Source organism: Tsukamurella soli, from assembly GCF_039541155.1.
GTDB classification, from domain to species: Bacteria; Actinomycetota; Actinomycetes; order Mycobacteriales; family Mycobacteriaceae; genus Tsukamurella; species Tsukamurella soli.
In genome coordinates, this window is record NZ_BAABFR010000040.1 from 1 (window position 1) to 21,872 (window position 21,872).

The following is a 21,872-nucleotide window of genomic DNA, read 5'->3' on the forward strand; positions in this document are numbered from 1 at the left end:
GCTCATCGAGACGGCAGAAAGTGGTCAAGTCCGGGCGAGCGAAGGTAGCGTCAGGCACGTCGAGGTCCTTCGGGGAAGAGCGTGTAGGAACCTCAATCCTGCGAGGACCTCGACCCTCACCCCGGCAGCGACGCGCCCACAGCCGCTACGGCATCTACACCCTCATCTGTGAAGAGCCCGTTCGCGAGCTCTACAGCTTGGTCGACGTTCGAGTAGGGCGTGACGATCACGGCGGGCCCGAAGATCTCCTCCCGCCAGATACGCATCTGCGGGGTGACATCGGTGATGACAGTCGACTCGTAGTAGGGCGGCTGCGCCCGTCCGCCGCAGTGCACCTTCGCGCCAGCGGCTTCAGACTCTTCGATGAGAGCAACGATCCGCTCGAGTTGGCGAGTGTTGATAATCGGACCATTGACGCAGTTCGGGTCACTGGGCAGCGTTGGAACGAAGGTCTTCGCGCGTGCGATGATCTTCTGGACGAATTCCTGGTACTGCTCCTGTGACACGAGGATGCGGTCGGCCGAAAGACAGATCTGCCCCTGATGTAAGAAGCCTGCGAACCCGACGATCTCCACGGCGCGGTCGATATCGGCGCCGGGAAGCACTATCACTGGATTCTTGCCGCCGAGTTCGAGTTTGATGCGCTTGAAGTTCTCCGCGCACGCGACTGCGAGTGTTCTTCCGACGGCGGATGATCCCGTGAAGCTCAGCACCGGGACCCGCTTATCGTCGGTGAGAAACTCCCCCACCATCGCGGCATTCTCCCGGGACGCCGTGATGACGTTGAGGATCCCCGGCGGCAGTCCAGCATCCGTGAACAGCTCCGCCAGCGCGAGGCCGCCGATCACGGGCGAGTCCTCGGCCGGCTTCAGGACGATCGCGTTGCCCAACGCCATCGCGTGGACGAAGCCGCGAATCGTGAGGTAGAGCGGGAAATTCCACGGCGTGATCACGCCGATGACCCCCACGGGGGTGCGCAGCGTGCGGTTGACCTTTCCAGGGATGTTGGAAGGCAGGATCTCGCCGAGGTCATGCGTGGTCAGGCCCGCAGCGTCCCGCAGAGCGAGCGGGACCAACGACGCCTCGTATGCGGCCTTACCGTATCCGGACCCGGTCTCCTCACAGAGCAGACCCACCAACTCGTCCTGCCGCTCGGCGAAGATGTCAGCCGCTCGGTAGAACACCTCGGATCGCTCCGCCGGGGTCAGCGCGGACCATCCCGGCTGAGCGGCGACGGCGGCCGCGACGGCCTGCTCGACATCCGCCACTCCCACGTCGGCGATCTGTGCAAGCTTACGCCCGGTAGCGGGCGAATGATCGGTGAAATAGCCGCCCGCGACAGGTTCTTTCCAGACACCGTCGATAAACAGCCTATGGGCTGGGGGTTCAGTTCCTTCTTCGGCGATCCATCGTATCAAGACGATTCTCCTGTTTGCGATTCCGCGAGGTCGGCAACGAACCAGAATGTGCCGGAAGCTCTTGACATCAACAGACTCGGTCGTGCGCACAGAGGAATGCCAGTGACGTTGCCGGATCTGCAACGAGCGGATGATGTTTTGACCTCGCCGTTACGCGACGTAACACAAGCTCGCCCAGGCGCTCTCGGCCATGACCTGATCGGGACTATAGCTCCCTAGTGGTGGTCGCCGACCGACGATCGAGCCCAGCGGCACGGGTGAGAGCCGCTGCCGCCTTGCAGCAGTCCCAGGCGATGTCTACTGTCTCACACCCCCTCTCCCCCTCTCCCGCTGCCGCTCCGTGTCACTAGCCTGGATGTCGTCCGGGGACTCCCACTTCGGGAGCTGCGAGACGACACCGAAAGGAACACCATGACCATCACGGAGGAGCGCGCGCCCTATGGATCCGGAGCGGCCCACCGCCCGGTAGCCACCAAGCGGGTACGCACGCATCACCTACTCGAGATGAAGCGTCGCGGCGAGCGGTTCACCATGCTCACCGCGTACGACATGTACACCGCGGCCGTGTTCGACGAGGCGGGCATCGACGTCCTGCTCGTCGGCGACTCGGCCGCCAACAACGTGTACGGCTACGAGACCTCGATCCCCGTCACCGTCGACGAGCTCATCCCGCTCGCCCGGGCGGTGGCATCGGCGGCGCACCGGTCGCTGGTGATCGCCGACCTGCCGTTCGGCTCCTACCAGGCCTCCCCCGAGCAGGCCTATCTGACAGCGGCGCGGTTCATGAAGGAGGCACGCGTCGCGGGCGTGAAGCTCGAGGGCGGTGCCGAGATGGCGCCGCAGATCGACCGCCTCACCAAGGGCGGCATCCCGGTCTGCGCCCACATCGGCTTCACCCCGCAGTCCGAGCACGCGCTCGGCGGTTACCGGGTCCAGGGCCGCGGCGACGCAGCGCAGCGACTGCTCGCGGACGCGCACGCCGTCGAGGAGGCCGGAGCGTTCGCCGTGGTCATGGAGATGGTGCCGGGGGACGTCGCCACCCGCATCACGGCTGAGCTGCAGATCCCCACCGTCGGCATCGGCGCAGGCAACGGCACCGACGGGCAGGTGCTGGTGTGGCAGGATGCCGTGGGCCTCAACACCGGACACACGCCGCGGTTCGTCAAGCGGTTCGCCGATGCGCACACCGTGTTGCTCGCCGCGGCGCGAGACTACGCGACCGAGGTCAAGGCCGGCACGTTCCCGGGACCCGAGCACACCTTCTGACCGGGCGGCGGGCGCCGTCGGGTCGGGCGCATCGTGCATCGCGCATGTGCCCTTAGGGTTGCAGCATGGCAACCCCCGCGCAGTGGCTCGAAGGCTCCCGCCCCCGCACGCTCCCCAACGCGATCGCCCCGGTGATCGCCGGCACCGGGGCAGCCGAGTTCGCCGGCGGGGCGGTGTGGTGGAAGGCCGTCCTCGCGATGCTGGTGGCCGTGGCACTCATCATCGGGGTGAACTTCGCCAACGACTACTCCGACGGCATCCGAGGCACCGACGACGACCGCGTCGGCCCCCTGCGGCTCGTGGGCTCCGGCGTCGCCTCGCCGAGCGCGGTGAAGCGCGCCGCCCTCACGTGCTTCGGGGTGGCCGGGGTCGCGGGGATCGTGCTGTCGCTGGCGTCGGCGTGGTGGCTGATCGTCGTCGGCATCGTCTGCGTAGCCGGCGCGTGGTTCTACACGGGCGGCAAGAAGCCCTACGGATACCTCGGGTTCGGCGAGATCGCCGTGTTCGTCTTCTTCGGGTTGGTCGCGGTGCTGGGTACGCAGTTCGTGCAGGCCGGGCGGGTCGACGGTGCCGGGTTGCTCGCGGCGTGCGCGGTGGGCTGCTACAGCTCGGGGGTCCTGGTCGCGAACAACCTGCGCGACATCCCGACCGACGCCGAGTCGGGCAAGATCACGCTCGCGGTGCGGCTGGGCGAGCGCCGCACGCGGCTGCTGTTCGCGGCCCTCGTCACCGTCCCGACGGTGCTCGGCCTCATCCTCGCCGTCGTCGCGACGCCGTGGGCGCTGTTGTCGCTGCTGTCGGTTCCCCTCGCATTGCGCGCAGCGCTGCCGGTGGTCCGCGGTGCGCACGGCCCGGGCCTGATCCCCGCCCTCGCGCAGACGGGGCTGGCGATGGTCGTGTGGGCGCTCGCCGCCACGGTCGGGCTGTTCATCCGGTAGAGACCCGCGACCCGGAGGGAGAGTGGGCACCGGGCCGCAGTCGGCACGTCCGCGAACTGATCATGTCGGGACAGGCCGAGCCGGCAGAGTTCCTGCGCACCGATATCCACGGAGGATCTACAGGCCCTGGCGACGATCCTTCTGGAGCATCGGGACGCGGAGCGCAGCGGCGCCACCGGCGAGCAACTGTTCGCGACCGCCCTGATGCACGATCACATGATGACCGACTCCGACGAGCTGATCGCCGCCCTCGAGGCAGCGGGTGTCTGGGACGTCGGCGGCGACTGACCAGGCCCGCACCCGATCGGGTCGCTACGCGCCCGCGACCACCGTGTACGTCACCAGCCCGTCGTGCCGCTCGGCGGCGAGACGGCCCTGCAGCCGCAGGACCTCGAGATGCGCACGGATCTCGCTGACGGCGATCATCTGGTGCTCGACCTCCAGGTCGGCGAGCGCCCTGCGCCGCCGGGTCCACGGCATCGCGGCGGCCACCGAGTAGGCGCTGACGGGCCCCGCCTGCGCCAGCTCGAGCACCTCGGCGAGCCGCTCGTCGTGGTGGGCGATCTGCTCCTTCACGCGGGCGTGGGTGCTCCCCCGCACCGGACCGTGCGCGGGCAGGAGGGCACCGTCGGGTACCGCCAGCATCAGGTCCAACGAGTGCAGGAACGACCGCAGGGGCGCCTCCTCCGGCGTCCACTCGAAGCCGATCGACGGCGTGATGAACGGCAGCACATGGTCACCCGTGAACAGCACCCCCGAGGTCGAGTGGCGGAACACGACATGCCCGCGCGTGTGTCCGGGCGTCGCGATCACCTCGAGCCGGCCGTCCGCGAGCGGCACCCGGTCACCGTCGGCGAGCCACCCGTCGGGCTCACCATGGGCGATCGCCAGCTCGGCGGGATCCGGGACACCCGCCGCGACCCGCGCCGCGAGGTCCGCGGCACCGTCCTCGACGAGTTGCGCCGCGTGCACCGGGAATCGCATCGCGGCATCGGGCGAGTAGCCGCGAATGCTGTGCCGCTCCTCCACACCGATGCGCACGTCCACACCGAGGGACTCCCGCCAGGCGTACGCCTGCGAGTAATGGTCGAGGTGGTTGTGCGTGACGACGCACATCCGGACATCACCCAGCCCGTACCCGAGCACGCGCAGCGCGTCGGTGAGCACGCCGACGCTCTCGTCCGAGCGCCAACCCGGGTCGACGAGGACCAGCCCGTCCGGCCCCGGCAGGGCGTAGCAGTTGACCGCCGTCAGGCCCACTATCGGCAGCGGAAGCGGGATCCGGTGCACCCCCGGCGCGACCTCATGAGGGCCCGGCTCGAGCCATGCGGTCCGTTCGTTCACCATGTCCGCCATCGAATCCCTCGCACTCCCGTCACGCCCGGACACCGTGCGCGTCGGCACTCGGCGCTGTTAGATCTCCGAATAACGACGATACGCCCGAAGCGTCACGCGGCCGGAGGCGGTCGAAACGGTGTCCGGATTGAAGGATCACAAGAACCGCCGCGCGATCCACCCGATCCGGACGGCCGATTACCGTACGAGTACGTGAAGCTCGAATATGCGTACGAGGAATCACTCCCGGCCGGTGTCGCGGCGGATCCGCTACCCGCGGCTACTCCACCCGACCCTGCAGCCGCTTCCGGAAGGCGTCGCGGCGACCCCGGCGTTGCGCGTCGAGCACGGCGACGCTGGCGTTGATCCGGCGGCGCAGCGAACGGGTGGTGACCATCGACACGGGGAGCGCGATGATCAGCGCGAAGAGGAGCGCGATGATCAGCGGCATACCGTGCGCCACCAGCCGTCCCACGACGTCGAGGATCGCCGCGATCACCGCCACCAGCACGACCCGGTAGCCGGTGTACAGGAGCAGGTCACGGGTCAGCGATCGGCGCGCCTCCCGCGCCTCGCCAGGGCTCACCGGAGCGTCTTTACCCAGCCCGTCGTGGGCCGTCGGATCGGCGCCGCGCTCGTTCCCCTCACCCGAGGCCGGGGCCCCATCGATGGGACGCCGGGGCTGCAGGCCGCCACCGGGGCGCTGTTCGTCTGTACTCACGTGACCAGCCTACTTCGCCGTCGAGTCCCACTATCGGCGCCCGAATCCGACATCACGACCGGCCCCATCCGCCCTTCGATCTCCGAATTGCACCCATCCGCCCACCTTTACGAATACTTGACAGACGCATGAGTGTTCGAGTACCCGGGCGTTTAGGGGCATACTGGTCACACAAGCCGTTCTCAGGGGTGACAAATCCGCCCCGCGACGCAGATCGACACCCGCTAGGAGTCCTCATGAACGCACCGCACAATCCTGGACAGCCCCTCGGCTACGCGCGTCCCACCGACCCGCGCACAGGGGCGGCACCTCGTCAGCCCGAGCGCCTCATGACCCCCGGCCAGGTCGCCGCTCTGTTCAACGTCAACCCCAAGACCGTGACCCGGTGGGCCGGCGCGGGCCTGCTCGGCGCCGTCCGCACTCCCGGTGGTCACCGTCGATTCCGCGCGTCCGAGGTCCTCGCGCTGCTCAATCAGAACTCGACCACCGCAACCCGCTGATCGGCGGACCAGCAGCCGCGCCGTCGGGCGCGGCGACCCGATCGTGTGCCCGGCGGCCGAGGCTGCCGGGCACCGTCCGTACTAGGAGCGCCCGGTGAGCCCCGTCCAGCGCCGCGAAGCCGTCGAGGCCACGCCGCGCGACCGGGGCACCGCCGAGGCGCGTCCGTTCGCCGATCTGCTCAACCAACTGTTCGAGACCGTGCTCGATGCGAACGGCCAGCCGTACACCGGCAAGCGGGTCTCCGCCGAGGCCAACGCACGCGGGTACACGCTGTCCGACGCCTACATCTCCCAGCTGCGGGCGGGCCGCGCCAAGTCACCGTCGTACCGCACCGTCGAGGCGCTGGCCTGCGCCTTCGACGTGTCCGTGACGCACTTCCTCGCAAACCCGAACATCGACGGCCCGCGCCGGGGTGCGCGGCGCCCCGGTGACGACGGCGGCGCGCACCTCACGCTCTCCCCCGACACCGCCCGGCGCATCACGGACCTGCACCGCGACCTGTCGGTGGACACCCTCGACGCCCTGATCGATCTCCTCCACGCGCTGCGCGCCGAGCAGTCGGGCTGACGCTCGTCCGGCCCGGCGCGCCTCGAGGCGACCCTGAGGGGGGCTATCCGCCCGCGTAGCTGTGCAGGCCGGAGACGACGTAGTTGATCACGAACAGGTTGAAGATCATCGTCGCGAACCCGGCCATGTTGATCCACGCCGCGCGGGAGTTGCGCCAGCCCGCGGTGGCACGGGCGTGCAGGTACGCCGCGTACACCACCCAGGCGATGAACGACACCGTCTCCTTCGGGTCCCAGCCCCAGAACCGCCCCCAGGCCGATTCGGCCCAGATCGCGCCGCAGATCACGCCGCCGCTGAACAGCGGGAACGCCACGATCACCGTGGTGTACGCCAGCCGGTCCAGCGCCTTGGACGACGGGAGCCGATCGATGATCCGGCCCAGCACACCGCCGGGCAGCTCACGGCCGTCGAACCGGCGCCGCACCAGGAACATCATGCTCGCGACGCCCGACACCAGGAAGATCCCGGAACCGATCGACACGATCGTCACGTGGATGGCCAGCCAGTACGACTTGAGGGCGGGGACCACGGGGCCCGCGTCGGTGTACAGCAGCTTCCCCGCGACGCCCAGCAGTATCAGCACCGGCAGCAGGATGAACACCAGCATCGGTCGCAGCTCGGACTTGCGCAGCGTGATCAGCCCCACCAGGACGGCGCCCGCGGTCGTGATGGTCACGAACTCGTACATGTTGCCCCATGGCAGGCGATGCGTCGCGAAGCCGCGCAGGACGATCGACGCCACCTGCACGAGCCACCCGGCTACCAGCACCGCGTAGCCCATGCGGCCGAGGCGCTCAGACCGGGAGCGCTTGGGCCCCGTCGGGACCACCAGGCCGGGGGTCCCGACGGTGGCGACCCGCACACCGCCTGCGGCTACCAGCTCGCGCTCGGCGTCGCGTGCCTCGAGCTTCTGCACGCGACTCGACCCGAGCTCGAACACCAGCAGGATCATGCACACCGCGTAGATGACGCACGCGCTGGCGAAGCAGTGGTCGCTGTAGTGCGACAACGTCATGTTGATATTCGAATAGATCATGGGGACGTTCATGGGCTAGTCCTTCCCGACGAGTCGGTCCGCGAGCTTGTCGAAGTCCTCGTTCCACCCGGCCTGATCGGTCCGGGCGAGCCCGGCCACCTCGATCAAGGTACGCCCGTCACCGTCAGGTGAGGGAAGCGAGGCACGAGCGGACGGAACCCCTGACGTATCGGCACCGTCAGGTGAGGGAAGCGAGGCACGAGCGGACGGAACCCCTGACGTATCGGCACCGTCCGGAAATGAGACGAGGCGGGCGAACACCCGGCGGCGCTTGATGGTCAGTGACACCAGCAGCCCCACGAGCATCGAGATGGCACACAGCAGCACCCAGTCCTGGGTGGGGTCGTGGCTCACCTGCAGTGCGGCGAACTGCTTCACGCCGTCGAACCGGATCTGGGTGCCGTCCTTCAGCGTGGTCGACTGGCCGACGTCCAGGTTCACACGCGCCTGCTTGACCAGCTGGCCGGTGTCGATCTGGTCGCGGCTGAGCGAGTACAGGTTCTGCGGCCGCCCGCTGTCGAGGCCGGTGTCGCCCTCGTAGATGTCGATGGCCACGGCCGGATCGCGCAGCGCGGGGAACGACGACGAGAGCAGCGTGCCGTCGAGTCGCTTGGTCGGCGCGAGCAGCCCCTCGAGGCCGATCTGATGCTTACGGCGCTCGTCGTCGGTGCGGTACAGCGACGACGGCGGGTCGAACCGCATCGCCCCCGACGAGAGGTAGTCGACGGAGTCCTGGGGCGCGAACTGCACGGTCTGCGTGCGGGTCTGACCGCCCGGGAAGGTGACGGTGAAGGTGGGCGCGTAGCCGTGCCCCAGCATGTAGACGCGCACCCCCTCCATGCGCAGCGGCTTGTTCACCTCGAGGCGATAGTGCTCCCACCGGCCCGTCTGCAGGTCCTGCCTGTTCTGGTACTGGAGCTCGGAGATGTACTCGTCCGGCTCCCCGTTCGGGTGATAGGTGGCCGAGACCGCGGTGGCCTTCAGACAGAACGGCGCGAGGCCGGTGCCGTCGACCAGCGAACCGGCGCGGAAGTTGTCGTAGTTCGAGGTGGTGTTGCAGAAGCCGTCGTCGCCCTCGACCACGATGCGCGAGCCCTCGTAGCCGTACACCTTGCCCAGCGCCAGCGCCACCAGGATGCCCAGCAGCGCGAAGTGGAACACCAGGTTGCCGAGCTCGCGCAGGTAGCCGCGCTCGGCCGAGATCTCGACGGTGACCACACCGTCGACGTCGCGGGTGCGCAGCACCTTGCGCCAGCCGCGCAAGTTGGCCACGATCCGGGCGCCCGCCTCCTCCGGCGTGCCGTCGACGGTGCGGGTGGTGCGTCGCGGCAGCCGGGCCAGGTTGCGCGGGACGGGTACGGGCGGGGTGCGCAGCGCGCGGTAGTGGTCGATGATGCGCGGCGTCAGGCAGCCGACCAGCGAGATGAACAGCAGCGCATAGATCGCGGTGAACCAGACGCTCTTGAACACCTCGAACAGCTGCAGGGTGTTCATCACCCGGCCCAGCCAGCCGTGGGCGGCGATGTACGCCTCGGTCTTCTGCTCGTTGAGCTCGCGCTGCGGCAGCAGCGCACCGGGCACCGCGGCCAGCGCGAGCAGGAACAGCAGCACCAGGGCGGTGCGCATCGCGGTCAGCGAGCGCCACATGTTGCGCACGGTCCCGACGGCCCGGCGGACCGGACTCGGGCGGCGGGGCGGTGAGGCGGGCGCCTCGGGGATCTTGGTGTCGGTCATCAGACCCCCGTTTCGGGCGCGAATGTCGTTGCTCGAGTCATCATCAGATCGGGCTCTCCGAGTTCGAGACGAACTGGTTGCGCAGGATGCCGATGAACTCATCCCAGTAGCCGGTCACCAGCGCGATACCGACCGCGATCAGCAGGATCCCGCCGGCCACCTGGATCCGCCGGGAGTTGCGCCGCAGCCAGCCGACGGCGCGCAGGGCGATCGTCGACCCCAGGGCGAGGATCACGAACGGGACGCCCAGGCCTGCGCAGTAGGCGCAGATCAGGACCACGCCGCGCATCGGGGCGGCGTCGGCACCCACCGAGACGGACAGGATCCCGGCCAGCGTCGGCCCGGTGCACGGGGTCCAGCCGAGCGCGAACACCGCGCCCAGCAGCGGCGCTCCGGCCACCGTCGTCCACTGGCGGGGGTGGAAGCGCGCGTCGCGCTGCAGCCACGGCACGAGGCCGATGAACGCGAGGCCCATGACGATGGTGACCACGCCGCCGATCCGCTCGAGCAGCGCGGTGTTGAGCCGGATCGACGTGGCGACACCGAACACCGTCATCGTCATCAGCAGGAACACGGCGGTGAATCCGGCCACGAACAGGGCCGCCGCACCCACGACTCGCCAGCGACCGGCCCGGGCCGCGGCCCTCACGGCGTGCGCCTCGGCCACCGTCGCCGGCGGGGCCTCTGCGCCGACGAGGCCGGACAGGTACGAGAGATAGCCGGGCACGAGCGGAACGATGCACGGCGACGCGAACGACACGAGCCCCGCGAGCGCGCACGCGCCGAGGGCGAGCAGGAGCGGGCCGGATGCGGCGGCGTGCTGGAATGCCTCGCCCATCAGGCCTGCTTCTCAGCGGCCAGCTCGAGCACCTCGGCCTGGAGCTGGTCGCGGGTCACCGTGGTGAGGAACACGGCAGCCACGCGGTGCTCGCGGTCGAGCACGATGGTGGACGGCACCACGGTGGTCGGGTAGTCGGCACTGATCGCGAGCAGCGTGCGGCCGGGCGGATCGTAGATCGAGGGGTAGGTGATGCCGCGGTCGTGGACGAAGTCCTGCGCGGGCTGATCGCCGCCGGTCTCACGGAAGTCGATGCCCAGGAACGCGACGCCCTTGGCCTGCGTCGCCTGATAGACGGATTCCAGGTCGCCGGCCTCGCCGCGGCACGGCCCACACCATTGGCCCCACACGTTGATCACGACCACCTTGCCGGGGAAGTCCGACACGGCGTCGGTCTTCGACGCGTCCAACAGGTCACGGCCCGACACGGGGCCGATCGTCCCGCGCTTGCTCGGCGGGTCGTAGGTCAGCACGGTCTTGCCGCCGGGCGACACGAACTGGAAGGTGCCGCCCTGGTCGACGGCGTCGTGTCCGGTCGCACATGCGCCGGTGGCCACCGCCACCACCGCCAGCGCCGCGAGGAACGGCCGGATCGTGGGCATCTAGGCTCCGGTCACGGTCGGGTCGGAGGCCCCGGCGGGCTCGGAATACACCAGGTCCACCAGGGCGTCGTCCTCGTAGACGAGGCTGGTGAGCGACGCGAGCGAGCACTGCCGGCGGCGCGGATCGTGCCACAGCCGCTTGCCCTCGAGGTAGCGGCGCAGCGTGACGACGGGCAACTGGTGGCTCACCAGCACCGCCTCGTGGCCCCGGGCCTTCTCGCGGGCGATGTCGACGACCCCGAGCATGCGGTGCGCGATCTGCAGGTACGGCTCGCCCCACGACGGGGTGAACGGGTCGCGCAGCTTGGCCCAGTGCTTGGGCTGCCGCAGCGCCCCGTCGCCCACGGACACCCGCAGCCCCTGGAAGTCGTTGCCAGCCTCGATCAGCTCCTCGTCGGTGATGATCGGCAGGCCGTGCGACGCCGCGACCGGGGTCGCGGTCTCCTGCGCCCGCTGCAGCGGGGAGGCGAACACGGCCGCGATATCGTGGTCGGCCAGGACGTCCGCCACCTGCCGAGCCTGCGCGCGGCCCCGCTCGGACAGCCGGAAGCCGGGCAGGCGCCCGTACAGGATGCCCTCGGGGTTGTACACCTCACCGTGGCGCATGACGTGGACGACGGTCTGGTCGGTCATGCCTGCTCCTCCGCCTGCGCGGCCGCGCGTGCCGCAGCGGGCAGTGCGTCGGCGATCCGAGCGAACGCCGCGTCGTCGAGGGCGGCCGAGACGAACCACGCCTCGAACGCGCTGGGCGGCGGGTAGACGCCGCGCTCGAGCAGCGCATGGAAGAAAGGCGCGAAGCGGTACGTCTGTGCGGCCTTGGCTTCGACGTAGTTCGTCACCGGCGCATCGCTGAACACCACGGAGACGAGGTTGCCCGCGTACTGCACGTGGTGCGCAACGCCGGCGTCGGTGAGGGCACCGTCGAACAGCTCGCCCAGCCGGTGCGCGTTGGCGTCGAGCGCGGCGTACACGTCGTCGGTGGCGTGGCGCAGCGTCGCGAGGCCCGCGGCGACGGCCACGGGGTTCCCGGACAGCGTCCCCGCCTGGTAGACGGGTCCGACGGGGGCGAGTCGCGCCATGACGTCGGCGCGGCCGCCGAACGCGGCGGCGGGCAGGCCGCCCGACATGACCTTGCCGAAGGTGTACAGGTCGCCGGCGACGGGGTCGAGGCCGTACCAGCCCGCGCGGCTGACGCGGAACCCCGTCATCACCTCGTCCATGATCAGCAGCGCGCCGTCGGCGGCGGTGATCTCGCGGAGCGCGGCGTTGAAGCCGGGCAGCGGGGCGACGGCACCCATGTTGCCGGCCGCGGCCTCGGTGATGACGGCGGCGATCTCACCCGGGTGCGCGGCGAACGCGGCACGCACGGCGTCGACGTCGTTGTACGGCAGCACGAGGGTGTCCCCCGCCTGGGCTCCGGTGACGCCGGGGCTGGTGGGCAGGCCCAGCGTCGCCACACCCGAGCCGGCGTCGGCGAGCAGGGCGTCGACATGGCCGTGGTAGCAGCCGGCGAACTTCACGATCTTGGCCCGACCGGTGAAGCCGCGCGCGAGCCGCACGGCGCTCATCGTGGCCTCGGTGCCGGAGTTGACCAGGCGTACCTGCTCGACGGGGGCGACGCGCGCGATGATCTCCTCGGCCAGCGCGATCTCACCTTCGGTGGGTGCGCCGAAGCTGAGGCCGGTCGACGCGGCCCGCTGCACGGCCTCGACGACCGCAGGGTGCGCGTGGCCCAGGATCATGGGTCCCCACGAGCTCACGAGGTCGACGTACTCGTTGCCGTCGGCGTCGGTCAGCGTGTAGCCCGAGGCCGAGCTGATGAACCGCGGCGTCCCGCCGACGGAGTTGAAAGCCCGCACCGGAGAGTTGACGCCCCCCGGGGTCGAGCGCGCCGCCCGCTCGAACAGCGCCGCCGAACGGACCGTTCGTCCGGGCGCCGACGGCGCCGCCGATCCGGCCGGCGACAGGGTGGGGGCGGCCGCTTCGGGGGCCGCGACCGCGGCGTGGGGATCCGTCACGCGCTCCAGTGTCCCAAAACAACCTGGGCGGTCAACGACAGGGTGTAGTGGACGCCGCCTATCACCAGATATCGCCCTCGGGTCCGCCCGAACCACCCGCTCACCCGGCCGTCCGTCCGTCTCTCGATCGTGTGTCCTCCTCGATCACATAGGACTTCCAGGACGCGCCCACGCCGAAATGCCGGAGCAGTCCGTCCCCGGAGTCCACTCCCCCAGAGCGAATGGAGAAGGCCGGTCGTCGCCTGCGCTGTCCGCGGCGGCGTTCAGCGCAGTGCAGCGTTGTGTCCCGCCAGTATCGGAGCCAGCACCGTCCGTCCCTGCGGCGAATCCAGGGCGTAGACCCTCCCGCTCGTGGCCAGGGCGACGATCGCGCCTGCACGAGCACAGAGCATCCACGCCAGTCGGTTGTCGTCGTGGCGCGGCCGGTAGCGGATACCGCGCAACGCGCCGTCCGACTCGAGTATGCGTACCGCCCACGCCCGCGTCTGCACGTAATCGTCCGGCCCGCAATGGGTGAGCCACGAACCCGCATTGATCTGCGCGGACCCACTACCCGTGATGTCGGCCACCACCAGATCGTCCTGTACCACCAGTTCCGACATGACCCGGTTCCGGATCCGCGCGGCCGGGATCAGGCGCGGGGACCGATCGATCGGCAGATCGCGGCATAGCGTCTCCGCTACGGCCCCCTCGGGACTGTCCGCGACATAGAGATAGGCGTAACGACCGTCGCTGCTGTCGAAGCGACCCCCGCTCCCCACGGCCGGCTGCGGCGTCGAGTTCGGGGCGTCCGCCCGCCTGGAGCCGTGGTGGATCCGCCACACCGGGGTACCCCGCTGCAGCGTCACCGTACGCACGGGCGGGAGCACTGCCGGCGGGTAGGGCACGTTCAACGATCAGTCCCCGTCGACCATATCCGCGACCATCGCACGCAGGAGGTCGTCGTGCGCCCCGTCGACGGCCAGCTCCGCCGGTGAGCGGCGATCGCGCACGTGTCCGGTCTCCGACAGCCACCACGACGCCACACCCCAGGGGTCGCCGCGAGCATCCAGCGCATGATTGATCTCGGCTACCAGGGGAAGTACCTCGCGTCGATCGGCATCGAACTGGAAGTCCGGGAACAGGTTCCTGCCGTTCACCGGGAGCGCCACTACCTTGCCGGAGCCGACGAGGCGACTCGCCGAGCTGCGGCTCTTCGCCGACCACCCGAGCACCCGTCCTACTCCGGCCGACGTCAGCATCGGGTGCGCCAGGACGGCGGTCTCGGCGTCACGGATGATCGCAGCACGGGCGGCGGCCGCCTCCGCCGAGGATGCCGCGCGGCGGAGCCGATCGTCAGTCATGTCGAACAGCGTGGGCGCCATGGTCAGCAGCACCGTGAGGTTGTCTTTCACCAGAGAGAACCTCTCCCGGCGTCGGATCTGGTCGGTGACGGCTGCGATCAGCTCCTCGTCGGACAGCTGGCTTACGGTGTCCCCGATACCGTCGTGCACGCTCACAGCACACCTCCTCCGCAACACAGTGTACCGCGTACCGTGCGTTCCATCATTGATGGATACCGCCGGTCACGGATTGCGCCATGAACCGACAGCGGCGGCCGGTACAGCGGTTCACCAGATCATCTGCCGGGCCACCTACCCGAGCCGCTGCGTCCCCACCACCGCGAGCAGGTCGAGCTTCTCCCGGCAGTCGGTGCCGGGGCGCGGGTGTAGCAGCACCAGCGTCGAACCGTCGACGCCGCTCGTCAGGTGTTCGCACAGCAGGTCCAGCAGGCCGACCTCCGGGTGTAGTAGCCGTTTCTCGTCGGAGCGGCGCACCGCCACCTGATGCTCGGCCCACAGCGCCGCGAACTCGTCGCTCGCGGCGAGCAGACCGCGCAGCAGCTCGGCGACCTCCGGGTCGGCGCCGCGGCGCCCGACGGTAGCGCGCAGGTCCGCGACGAACACGCGGGAATGGCTTTCCCGATCCTCCTGCGGCACATTATCTCTGGCGACAGGATCGGTGAACCAGCGCCACACGTGACTGCGCTCGCGGCCTGTCAGCCGCTCGCGATCGCCGGAGACCAGCTTGGACATGCGGTTCTGCAGCACCACCCGGCTCAGATCGTCGATCACGAACGCCGGGGTGTCGTCGAGCCGGTCCAGCAGGTACAGCACGCCGGGGCTGATGTGCGCGCCCACGGAGTGCCGCGGCGGCGGCGACTGGCCCGCGAGGTGGTAGAGGTGGTCGCGCTCGTCCGCCGTCATCCGCAGGGCACGCGCCAGCGCACTCAGCACGGCCGGCGACGGATGCGGCCCCCGCCGCTGCTCGAGGCGTGCGTAGTAGTCGGTGGAGATCGCCGCGAGCCCCGCGACCTCGTCGCGGCGCAGCCCCGGGGTACGCCGACGGTGCCCGGCGGGCAGGCCCACCTCGCCGGGATCGAGGCGTTCACGGCGGCTGCGCAATAGGTCGGCGATTCCGGCACGATCCATGTCTCCACCGTGCCTCACGGCGGCCGGGATATCCAGGGACCACGAGTCCCTCGGAGCGTCCGTGCCTCGCTGTGCCCACCTCGCACGGCAACCATGAAGGCATGACACCTACCACGAAGAAACTCGGCAGCACCGGCCCGCGGGTCGGCGCCATCGGCCTCGGCGCGATGGGGATGTCCGGCGCCTACGGGCGGTCCGACGATGCGGAGGCCGTCCGCACGGTGCACGCGGCGCTGGACGCGGGCGTCACCCTGATCGACACCGGCGACTTCTACGGCTTCGGTCACAATGAGCTGTTGCTCGGCCGCGCACTCCGGGGGCGTGACCGCGACGACTACGTGCTGAGCGTGAAGTTCGGCGGCATGCGCGATCCGGGAGGCGCCCTCGCCGGCGGATTCGACGCCCGCCCGGCCGCCGTCGCCAACTTCCTCGGCTATTCCCTGACCCGGCTCGGCGTCGACCACCTCGACATCTACCGGCCGGGACGGTTGGACCCGGATGTACCGATCGAGGACACCGTCGGTGCCATCGCCGGGTTGGTCGAGCGCGGATACGTCCGCTATATCGGCCTGTCGGAGGTGGGCCCGGAGACCCTCCGACGGGCGGCGGCCGTGCATCCGATCAGCGACCTGCAGATCGAGTACTCGGTGCTGAGCCGCGGCATCGAGGACGGCATCCTCGACACCTGCCGCGAGCTGGGCATCGGGATCACCGCGTACGGGGTGCTCTCCCGCGGCCTCATCGGGTCCACTCGGCGGGAGTTCGAGGCCGACGGTGACCGGCAGCAGGGCTCGCACTCGGCCTGGCCTCGCTTCCAGGGCAGCAACCTCGGCCACAACCTCGACCTCGTCTCCCGCCTGGACCCGATCGCGGCCCGGCACGGGTTGACGGTGGCCCAGCTCGCCATCGCGTGGGTCGCCGCGCAGGGCGACGACATCGCTGCGCTGGTGGGCATGAAGCGGGTGGCCCGGGTCGCGCCGGCGATCGACGCGGCCGCGGCCGCCTTCGGTCGCGCCGACCTGGCCGAGCTCGACGCCGCGGTGCCGGCGGACGCCGTCGCGGGCACGCGGTACCCGGAGGCGCTGATGTCCGCGCTCGACAGCGAGCGGTAGTCAGGCCGGGTGCTCGGCCGCGTGCTCCCTCGGGGCGGCGAGGACCGTCGCCGCCAGCGATACCAGCATCATGACGAACACGAACGCCAGGCCGAGTCCGGCACCCAGGTTCCAGTCGTGTTCCAGCGTCCGCCGAGACGCGTGCGGTCCGGAGCGGGTCCAGAAGCCGGTCGCGATCGCCAGTCCGATGCTCGCCGCCCAGTCGTTCTCGAGATGAGAGGCTTGCACGGTGCGGCTCGACTTTCCCGCCGCCTCCGCGACGATAATCAGTTGTCGGTCGATCGCGTCGCTACGGATCCGGCGTTGGACATCGGTGTCAGCCGGTGGCTCGGCAAGGTAGGTACGGATGCTCCGGGAAGTCTACGAGCAGATCGATGTCGCTGTCGGGGCCCGCAGTCCCGGCCGCGAGCGATCCGAACAGCCGCGCACGCACCGCGCCTCGCTTCGCCAGCAGCGCCTCCACCGCCGTCGCATGCTCGGCCAGGAGCGCGCGGAGGCGCCCCGAATCGGGCGACGGAGCAAGCGCGGTATCCGACACGGCAGCTCCCTTCCGATCTGCTCGTTCGCGTTCAGTCCAGCGAGGATCGACCGATATCCCCGACTCGCTGAACGCACCCGTCGGGCGTCTTGCCACCACCACCCGCCGCCGCCGGGTATGACTGTTGACATGGAACGACTGAGCGGGCTCGATGCGAGCTTCCTCTACCTCGAGTCGCGCACCCAGTTGATGAACGTGTGTGGGATCATCGAGCTCGACCCGTCGACGGTGGCGGGCGGCTACCGGTTCGAGGCCCTGCGCGACGAGCTCGCCCGGCGGGTGACGGCGATGCCCGCGTTCCGCCGGAAGCTCTACGAGACGGTGGTCAACGTGGATCACCCAGTCTGGGTCGAGGACACCGAGTTCGACATCGAGGCGCACGTGCACCGCGTCGCGCTCCCCGCCCCGGGCGGCGAGAAGGAACTCGCCGACCTGTGCGCGCATGTCGCGGGCCTGCCGCTCGACCGCGCGCGGCCGCTGTGGGAGATGTGGGTCATCGAGGGGCTCGCTGTACCGGGCGAGCGGAGCGACGGGGAATCGAGCACGGGCGAGCGGAGCGACGGGGAAACGGGCACGGGCGAGCGGAGCGACGGGGAAACGGGCACAGGCGAGCGGAGCGACGGGGAATCGGAAACGGGCCGGATCGGAGTGATGATCCGCATGCACCACGCCGGCGTCGACGGCGTGACCGGTGCGGGCCTGCTCGCGCAGTTGTGCTCGCTGACGCCCGAGCCGCCGGACCTCGACGAGGCCCTCGTCGAGAAGTCCACCGGCAGCGCACCCGTCCTCGAGCTGGCCGCCGAGGGCGTCGCCAACGTGCTCAAGCGCCCCCTGTCGCTGGTATCGCTGGTCCCCCGCACCGCCGCGGTTCCGCTCAGGTGGATCGCGCGCTCGCGCCGCGGCGAAGCGATGCCCGCGCCGTTCAGCGCCCCGCGTACGCCGTTCAACGGCACCGTCGGCCCGCACCGCGCCATCGCCTTCGACCAGATCCCGCTGGCCGACGTGAAGCGGATCAAGGAGCACTTCGCCGTCAAGGTCAACGACGTGGTCCTCGCCGCGTGCTCGGGCGCGCTGCGCGAGTTCCTCGCGGGCCAGGACGCGCTTCCCGACCAGCCGCTGGTCGCGATGATCCCGGTGTCGGTGCACGGGGCCGAGGTCGACGACAGCCTGGTGCAGGGCACCAACAAGGTGACCGGCATGTTCACGCGGTTGGCCACCGACGTCGCCGATCCGCAGGGCCGGCTCGAGGCCGTGCGCCGCCGGGCCGCGACGGCCAAGGAACACCACGGCGAGATCGACGCCAACATCCTGCGGTCGTGGGCGCAGTTCGCGCCGGCGATGCTGATGAGCGCCGCCGCCAAGGTGTATGGCGAGCGCAACCTCGCCGAGCTGCACCCCGTGCTCTACAACCTGGTGGTCTCCAACGTTCCGGGCCCGGACTTCCCGCTGTATTTCCTTGGTGCGCAGATCAAGTCGATGTACCCGCTGGGTCCGGTGTTCCACGGTACAGGACTCAACATCACGGTGTTCTCCGCCGACGGGCAGCTCAACGTGGGGGTGATCGCGGACAAGAAGCAGGTTCCCGATCCGTGGCCGCTGGTCCGCGCGTTCCGCCGCGAGATCGACGCGCTCCTCACAGCGATCCCGGAGCAGCCGCTCGAGCAGCGGGCCCACGATGAAGTGGAAGCGGACGAAACAGCCGATGGAGACGGCGCCGACGTGGCGGACACCGCGTCGGCACAGCACGCAGGAGGATCCGATGACCACTGAACCAGGACCCATCGTCACCACCGCCGAGGGCCCGGTGCAGGGCATCATCACCGGGAGCACACACAGCTGGCGCGGAATCCCGTTCGCCGCCCCGCCGGTCGGCGCGCTGCGCTGGCGCGCCCCGCAGCCGGTGATCCCCTGGACGCGGGTGCTCGCCGCCGACAGCTTCCGCAACGCCGCGCCGCAGCCGACGTCGTACACCAAGGTGAGCCTGCGCGAGAACCAGCCGATCAGCGAGGACTGTCTCACCCTCAACGTCGTCGCTCCCCGACGGCCGGGCGGCCCGCGGCCGGTGATGGTGTTCATCCACGGCGGCGCGTACATGATCGGCAGCTCGGCGACGCCGCTGTACCACGGGTTCTCGCTCGTCGAACGCGGCGACGTGGTGTTCGTGTCGGTCAACTACCGCCTCGGCGCGCTGGGCTACCTCGACCTGTCCGGGTTCTCCACGCCGGAGCGGGTATTCGACTCCAATCTCGGCCTGCGCGACCAGGTCGCCGCGTTGGAATGGGTGCAGCGCAACATCGCCGCGTTCGGCGGGGACCCGAACTGCGTCACCGTCTTCGGCGAGAGCGCGGGCGGCAACGCCGTCACCACCCTGCTCGCGACACCCGCCGCGGCGGGTCTGTTCCACCGCGCCATCGCGGAGAGCTCGGCCCCGGGTATGACGGTGGCACAGGAGCGTTCGCGCGAATGGGCGCAGCAGTACGTCGACCTGCTGCGCGCCGCCAAGACGGAGACGGATCCGGCGGCCGCGGCGCTGCCGCTCATCGACCTGCTCGACGGCGCCACACCGGCCGAGCTGGGCCGCACGGCCAATCGCCTCGTCACCGACGCGGAACGGGAGGACGCCAGCGCGGTCCCGTTCGGGCCCACCGTCGACGGTGACTTCCTGCCGCACGACCCGGCGACTGCGCTGGCCGCCGGCGAGGGCCACGCGGTACCGCTGATCATCGGCACCAACGCCAGCGAGGCGACCCTGTTCACTCGGGTGCCCGGGTCCCACCCGCCGTCGGAGCGCGGCGTGGCGCGGATGCTGTCGGAGGCGGATCCTGCTGTGGCGCAGCGCATCACCGGCGCGTACCGGGACATCCCGGGAGCCAAGGGCCGGGTCCGGATCCTGGGCGACCACCTGTTCTGGGCACCGTCCGTGCACATCGCCGAGGCGCACTCCGACCGGGCCCCGACCTACATGTACCGCTACGACTTCGCACCGGCGCCGTTGCGCCTCACCGGCATGGGCGCGACGCACGCGACCGAACTGCTGGCGGTGTTCGGCGTGTACCGCGGCTGGCTGGGCCAGGCCATCGCGGCGCTGGTCGACCGGAAGCCGGCGCTGGAGATCACCGACCGCATGCAGGCCGACTGGATCGCGTTCGCCCGCACCGGGTCCCCGGTGTCCCAGTGGCCCCGCTACGACACCGCCCGGCGCGCGACGTTGGTCATCGACCGTCGCACCCACGTCGAATACGACCCCGACGCCGCGCACCGTCGGGCGTGGGAGGGCTTCTTCCCCACCCCGGTCCCGGAGCACTGACACCCACCGCGCACCCGCAGCCTCCACCCGCACGTGTCAGCCATCTCCTATGGCGGTGGGTTCACACCTGCGTAGTGGGTTCACACCTGCGTAGTGGGTTCACACCTGCGTAGTGGGTTCACACCTGCGTAGTGGGTTCACACCTGCGTAGTGGGTTCACACCTGCGTAGTGGGTTCACACCTGCGTAGTGGGTTCACCGCGAGGTGGGCTCAGCCAGCACGCCGACGGTGTCGGCGCAGTGGCGGACGGGCCGTACCCGCCACCGTCGCGCAGCGGCGAACGGGGCCGCATCACCACGGCGATGGTCTCGCGGTGCCGATACCGGTCGGCCTCCGCGGCGAAGTGGCCGCCGTCTGCGCACACGAAGTCGACACCGAAGCTGCCGTGCCGCGGCCGGCCCACCCCCCGTGGGCCGGAACGCCCGGGCGCGACTCTACAGATTCAGATCTGACCGTACGGCCGGGGCGCGCGATTCCGTTGTGCTGCATCATCCAGTGCGGCACAACACTGTCGAGTATCCAGACGGCTGGACACTCGGCGTCCTAGACACCCTCGCGGGCGTGCCCACTCAGGGCGCGTCGACGAACAAGTCGTACTCGAGCGGGTCGGCTCCCCCATACGGTGCCAGGTCGGTGACGCCGTCGTCGCGGACCAGGTCCGCATCGATGAAGCAGCGACCGGTCACGGAGACCGGCTGTGCCGCAAGCACCACCGCGGCATCCGCCATGATCTGCGGGTCGCGCGAGTGCGCGGTGGCCTCGTCGCCGCCCAGCAGGTTCTGCACCGCCGCGGTGGCGATCGTGGTCTCCGGCCACAGGCAGTTGCACGCGACGCCGCGGTCGGCGAACTCAGCGGCGAAACCCATAGTCAACAGCGACATCCCGTACTTCGCGAGCATGTACCCGGGGTAGCGGCCCAGCCAGTCCGGCGACAGGTTGAGCGGCGGTGACAGGGTGATGACGCGGGCGTGATCGGATTCGGTCAGATGCGGCAGGCACGCCTTGGTGAGCGCGAAGGTGCCGCGGGTGTTGACGCTCTGCATCAGATCGAAGCGCTTCATCGCCAGATCGGCGGTCGACGTCGGCGCGAGCACGCTGGCGTTGTTGACGCAGATGTCGATGCCACCGAACCGCTCCACGGCGGCGCGCACCAGTCGGGCGACATCGTCGTCGCTGCGCACATCGCCCACCACCCCGACCGCGCGGCCGCCGACGGCCTCGATCTCGGCAACGGCGGTGTGGATGGTCCCCGGCAGGCGCGGGTCGGGGGCGTCCGTCTTGGCCAACAGCACTATGTCCGCGCCGCGCGTGCTGAGGGCGAGCGCGATCGCCAGTCCGATGCCGCGGCTGCCGCCCGACATGACGACGGTGCGGCCTGCGAACGAGCCGGGGCCTTGCGAGGTGATCTGCGATGCGGTCATCGGATTTCCTTTTCTGTCATAGGACTTCCCTGTCCTGATCGGATAGGTG

General features: G+C 70.0%; 23 protein-coding genes. 7 read left to right on the top strand and 16 right to left on the bottom strand.

Features of this window, described 5'->3' with window-relative positions; all coding sequences use genetic code 11:
• Positions 1–116: 116 nt before the first annotated feature.
• Positions 117–1,508 carry an aldehyde dehydrogenase family protein gene (locus tag ABD908_RS13770; RefSeq protein ID WP_344996648.1) on the bottom strand — a complete coding sequence of 464 codons (1,392 nt, stop codon included), beginning with the start codon at positions 1,506–1,508 and terminating at the stop codon, positions 117–119.
• 321 nt (positions 1,509–1,829) lie between these two features.
• Between ABD908_RS13770 and panB the strand changes: the two genes are divergently transcribed.
• Both panB and ABD908_RS13780 read left to right on the top strand, forming a co-directional pair.
• A complete protein-coding gene (gene panB / locus ABD908_RS13775; RefSeq protein WP_344996650.1) occupies positions 1,830–2,684 on the top strand; it encodes a 3-methyl-2-oxobutanoate hydroxymethyltransferase in 855 nt (284 codons plus the stop codon).
• Positions 2,685–2,749: 65 nt separating this feature from the next.
• Positions 2,750–3,622, top strand: coding sequence for a 1,4-dihydroxy-2-naphthoate polyprenyltransferase (locus ABD908_RS13780; protein ID WP_344996652.1), 873 nt, complete (start codon positions 2,750–2,752; stop codon positions 3,620–3,622).
• 312 nt (positions 3,623–3,934) lie between these two features.
• Here the strand turns inward: ABD908_RS13780 and ABD908_RS13785 are convergent, their stop codons facing one another.
• Positions 3,935–4,969, bottom strand: a complete 1,035-nt coding sequence (locus ABD908_RS13785) for an MBL fold metallo-hydrolase (RefSeq protein WP_344996655.1) — start codon at positions 4,967–4,969, stop codon at positions 3,935–3,937.
• A 268-nt stretch (positions 4,970–5,237) separates the two neighbouring features.
• On the bottom strand, positions 5,238–5,678 hold the full coding sequence (locus ABD908_RS13790) for a DUF4229 domain-containing protein (protein WP_344996658.1): 441 nt from the start codon (positions 5,676–5,678) through the stop codon (positions 5,238–5,240).
• 236 nt (positions 5,679–5,914) lie between these two features.
• Here ABD908_RS13790 and ABD908_RS13795 point away from each other — a divergent pair, with 236 nt between their 5' ends.
• Both ABD908_RS13795 and ABD908_RS13800 read left to right on the top strand, forming a co-directional pair.
• On the top strand, positions 5,915–6,178 hold the full coding sequence (locus ABD908_RS13795; protein ID WP_344996661.1) for a BldC family transcriptional regulator: 264 nt from the start codon (positions 5,915–5,917) through the stop codon (positions 6,176–6,178).
• A gap of 94 nt (positions 6,179–6,272) precedes the next feature.
• Positions 6,273–6,746, top strand: coding sequence for an XRE family transcriptional regulator (locus ABD908_RS13800; RefSeq protein ID WP_344996664.1), 474 nt, complete (start codon positions 6,273–6,275; stop codon positions 6,744–6,746).
• A gap of 43 nt (positions 6,747–6,789) precedes the next feature.
• Here the strand turns inward: ABD908_RS13800 and ccsB are convergent, their stop codons facing one another.
• The 9 genes from ccsB to ABD908_RS13845 all read right to left on the bottom strand — a co-directional run bounded on the left by ccsB (position 6,790) and on the right by ABD908_RS13845 (position 15,445).
• Positions 6,790–7,794, bottom strand: a complete 1,005-nt coding sequence (gene ccsB, locus ABD908_RS13805; protein WP_344996667.1) for a c-type cytochrome biogenesis protein CcsB — start codon at positions 7,792–7,794, stop codon at positions 6,790–6,792.
• Positions 7,795–7,797: 3 nt separating this feature from the next.
• Complete coding sequence (gene resB, locus ABD908_RS13810; RefSeq protein ID WP_344996669.1) at positions 7,798–9,516, bottom strand: cytochrome c biogenesis protein ResB; 1,719 nt, start codon at positions 9,514–9,516, stop codon at positions 7,798–7,800.
• Between the two features lie 43 nt (positions 9,517–9,559).
• The gene (locus ABD908_RS13815; RefSeq protein WP_344996671.1) at positions 9,560–10,354 is read right to left on the bottom strand and encodes a cytochrome c biogenesis CcdA family protein; all 795 of its coding nucleotides are present in this window, start codon (positions 10,352–10,354) and stop codon (positions 9,560–9,562) included.
• On the bottom strand, positions 10,354–10,956 hold the full coding sequence (locus tag ABD908_RS13820; RefSeq protein WP_344996674.1) for a TlpA family protein disulfide reductase: 603 nt from the start codon (positions 10,954–10,956) through the stop codon (positions 10,354–10,356). Before ABD908_RS13820 ends, ABD908_RS13815 begins: the two co-directional genes overlap by 1 nt.
• Positions 10,957–11,589 (bottom strand): histidine phosphatase family protein, encoded by a 633-nt coding sequence (locus ABD908_RS13825; protein WP_344996677.1) that lies wholly within the window; start codon positions 11,587–11,589, stop codon positions 10,957–10,959. It abuts the gene before it with no gap.
• Positions 11,586–12,923 carry a glutamate-1-semialdehyde 2,1-aminomutase gene (hemL, locus tag ABD908_RS13830; protein WP_344996754.1) on the bottom strand — a complete coding sequence of 446 codons (1,338 nt, stop codon included), beginning with the start codon at positions 12,921–12,923 and terminating at the stop codon, positions 11,586–11,588. The genes ABD908_RS13825 and hemL overlap by 4 nt, the downstream gene beginning before the upstream one ends.
• Before the next feature lie 314 nt (positions 12,924–13,237).
• Positions 13,238–13,843, bottom strand: coding sequence for an RES family NAD+ phosphorylase (locus ABD908_RS13835; protein ID WP_344996680.1), 606 nt, complete (start codon positions 13,841–13,843; stop codon positions 13,238–13,240).
• Between the two features lie 27 nt (positions 13,844–13,870).
• Positions 13,871–14,473, bottom strand: a complete 603-nt coding sequence (locus tag ABD908_RS13840) for a hypothetical protein (protein WP_344996682.1) — start codon at positions 14,471–14,473, stop codon at positions 13,871–13,873.
• Positions 14,474–14,608: 135 nt separating this feature from the next.
• Positions 14,609–15,445: a helix-turn-helix transcriptional regulator gene (locus ABD908_RS13845; protein ID WP_344996684.1), complete on the bottom strand. Its 837-nt coding sequence runs from the start codon at positions 15,443–15,445 to the stop codon at positions 14,609–14,611.
• 101 nt (positions 15,446–15,546) lie between these two features.
• Between ABD908_RS13845 and ABD908_RS13850 the strand changes: the two genes are divergently transcribed.
• Positions 15,547–16,557 (top strand): aldo/keto reductase, encoded by a 1,011-nt coding sequence (locus ABD908_RS13850; protein WP_344996686.1) that lies wholly within the window; start codon positions 15,547–15,549, stop codon positions 16,555–16,557.
• On the opposite strand, the gene ABD908_RS13855 is transcribed toward ABD908_RS13850, so the two are convergent.
• Both ABD908_RS13855 and ABD908_RS13860 read right to left on the bottom strand, forming a co-directional pair.
• Complete coding sequence (locus ABD908_RS13855) at positions 16,558–16,785, bottom strand: hypothetical protein (protein ID WP_344996689.1); 228 nt, start codon at positions 16,783–16,785, stop codon at positions 16,558–16,560.
• Positions 16,786–16,873: 88 nt separating this feature from the next.
• Positions 16,874–17,095, bottom strand: coding sequence for a nucleotidyltransferase family protein (locus ABD908_RS13860; RefSeq protein ID WP_344996692.1), 222 nt, complete (start codon positions 17,093–17,095; stop codon positions 16,874–16,876).
• A 129-nt stretch (positions 17,096–17,224) separates the two neighbouring features.
• Between ABD908_RS13860 and ABD908_RS13865 the strand changes: the two genes are divergently transcribed.
• Entirely contained in the window at positions 17,225–18,865 is a 1,641-nt protein-coding gene (locus tag ABD908_RS13865; protein ID WP_344996695.1) for a WS/DGAT/MGAT family O-acyltransferase, read from the top strand.
• Positions 18,855–20,402 carry a carboxylesterase/lipase family protein gene (locus ABD908_RS13870; RefSeq protein WP_344996698.1) on the top strand — a complete coding sequence of 516 codons (1,548 nt, stop codon included), beginning with the start codon at positions 18,855–18,857 and terminating at the stop codon, positions 20,400–20,402. The genes ABD908_RS13865 and ABD908_RS13870 overlap by 11 nt, the downstream gene beginning before the upstream one ends.
• Before the next feature lie 175 nt (positions 20,403–20,577).
• Here the strand turns inward: ABD908_RS13870 and ABD908_RS13875 are convergent, their stop codons facing one another.
• A complete protein-coding gene (locus ABD908_RS13875) occupies positions 20,578–20,766 on the bottom strand; it encodes a hypothetical protein (protein ID WP_344996701.1) in 189 nt (62 codons plus the stop codon).
• Between the two features lie 205 nt (positions 20,767–20,971).
• Positions 20,972–21,823, bottom strand: coding sequence for an SDR family oxidoreductase (locus tag ABD908_RS13880; protein ID WP_344996704.1), 852 nt, complete (start codon positions 21,821–21,823; stop codon positions 20,972–20,974).
• Positions 21,824–21,872 lie beyond the last annotated feature (49 nt).

What these genes read in the sequence shown, in the direction of transcription:
- panB (WP_344996650.1), top strand. Translation starts at nt 1,830, where the DNA reads ATGACCATCACGGAGGAGCGCGCGCCCTATGGATCCGGAGCGGCCCAC.
- ABD908_RS13780 (WP_344996652.1), top strand. Translation starts at nt 2,750, where the DNA reads ATGGCAACCCCCGCGCAGTGGCTCGAAGGCTCCCGCCCCCGCACGCTC.
- ABD908_RS13785 (WP_344996655.1), bottom strand. Translation starts at nt 4,969, where the DNA reads ATGGTGAACGAACGGACCGCATGGCTCGAGCCGGGCCCTCATGAGGTC.
- ABD908_RS13795 (WP_344996661.1), top strand. Translation starts at nt 5,915, where the DNA reads ATGAACGCACCGCACAATCCTGGACAGCCCCTCGGCTACGCGCGTCCC.
- ccsB (WP_344996667.1), bottom strand. Translation starts at nt 7,794, where the DNA reads ATGAACGTCCCCATGATCTATTCGAATATCAACATGACGTTGTCGCAC.
- resB (WP_344996669.1), bottom strand. Translation starts at nt 9,516, where the DNA reads ATGACCGACACCAAGATCCCCGAGGCGCCCGCCTCACCGCCCCGCCGC.
- ABD908_RS13815 (WP_344996671.1), bottom strand. Translation starts at nt 10,354, where the DNA reads ATGGGCGAGGCATTCCAGCACGCCGCCGCATCCGGCCCGCTCCTGCTC.
- ABD908_RS13820 (WP_344996674.1), bottom strand. Translation starts at nt 10,956, where the DNA reads ATGCCCACGATCCGGCCGTTCCTCGCGGCGCTGGCGGTGGTGGCGGTG.
- ABD908_RS13825 (WP_344996677.1), bottom strand. Translation starts at nt 11,589, where the DNA reads ATGACCGACCAGACCGTCGTCCACGTCATGCGCCACGGTGAGGTGTAC.
- ABD908_RS13845 (WP_344996684.1), bottom strand. Translation starts at nt 15,445, where the DNA reads ATGGATCGTGCCGGAATCGCCGACCTATTGCGCAGCCGCCGTGAACGC.
- ABD908_RS13850 (WP_344996686.1), top strand. Translation starts at nt 15,547, where the DNA reads ATGACACCTACCACGAAGAAACTCGGCAGCACCGGCCCGCGGGTCGGC.
- ABD908_RS13865 (WP_344996695.1), top strand. Translation starts at nt 17,225, where the DNA reads ATGGAACGACTGAGCGGGCTCGATGCGAGCTTCCTCTACCTCGAGTCG.
- ABD908_RS13870 (WP_344996698.1), top strand. Translation starts at nt 18,855, where the DNA reads ATGACCACTGAACCAGGACCCATCGTCACCACCGCCGAGGGCCCGGTG.
- ABD908_RS13880 (WP_344996704.1), bottom strand. Translation starts at nt 21,823, where the DNA reads ATGACCGCATCGCAGATCACCTCGCAAGGCCCCGGCTCGTTCGCAGGC.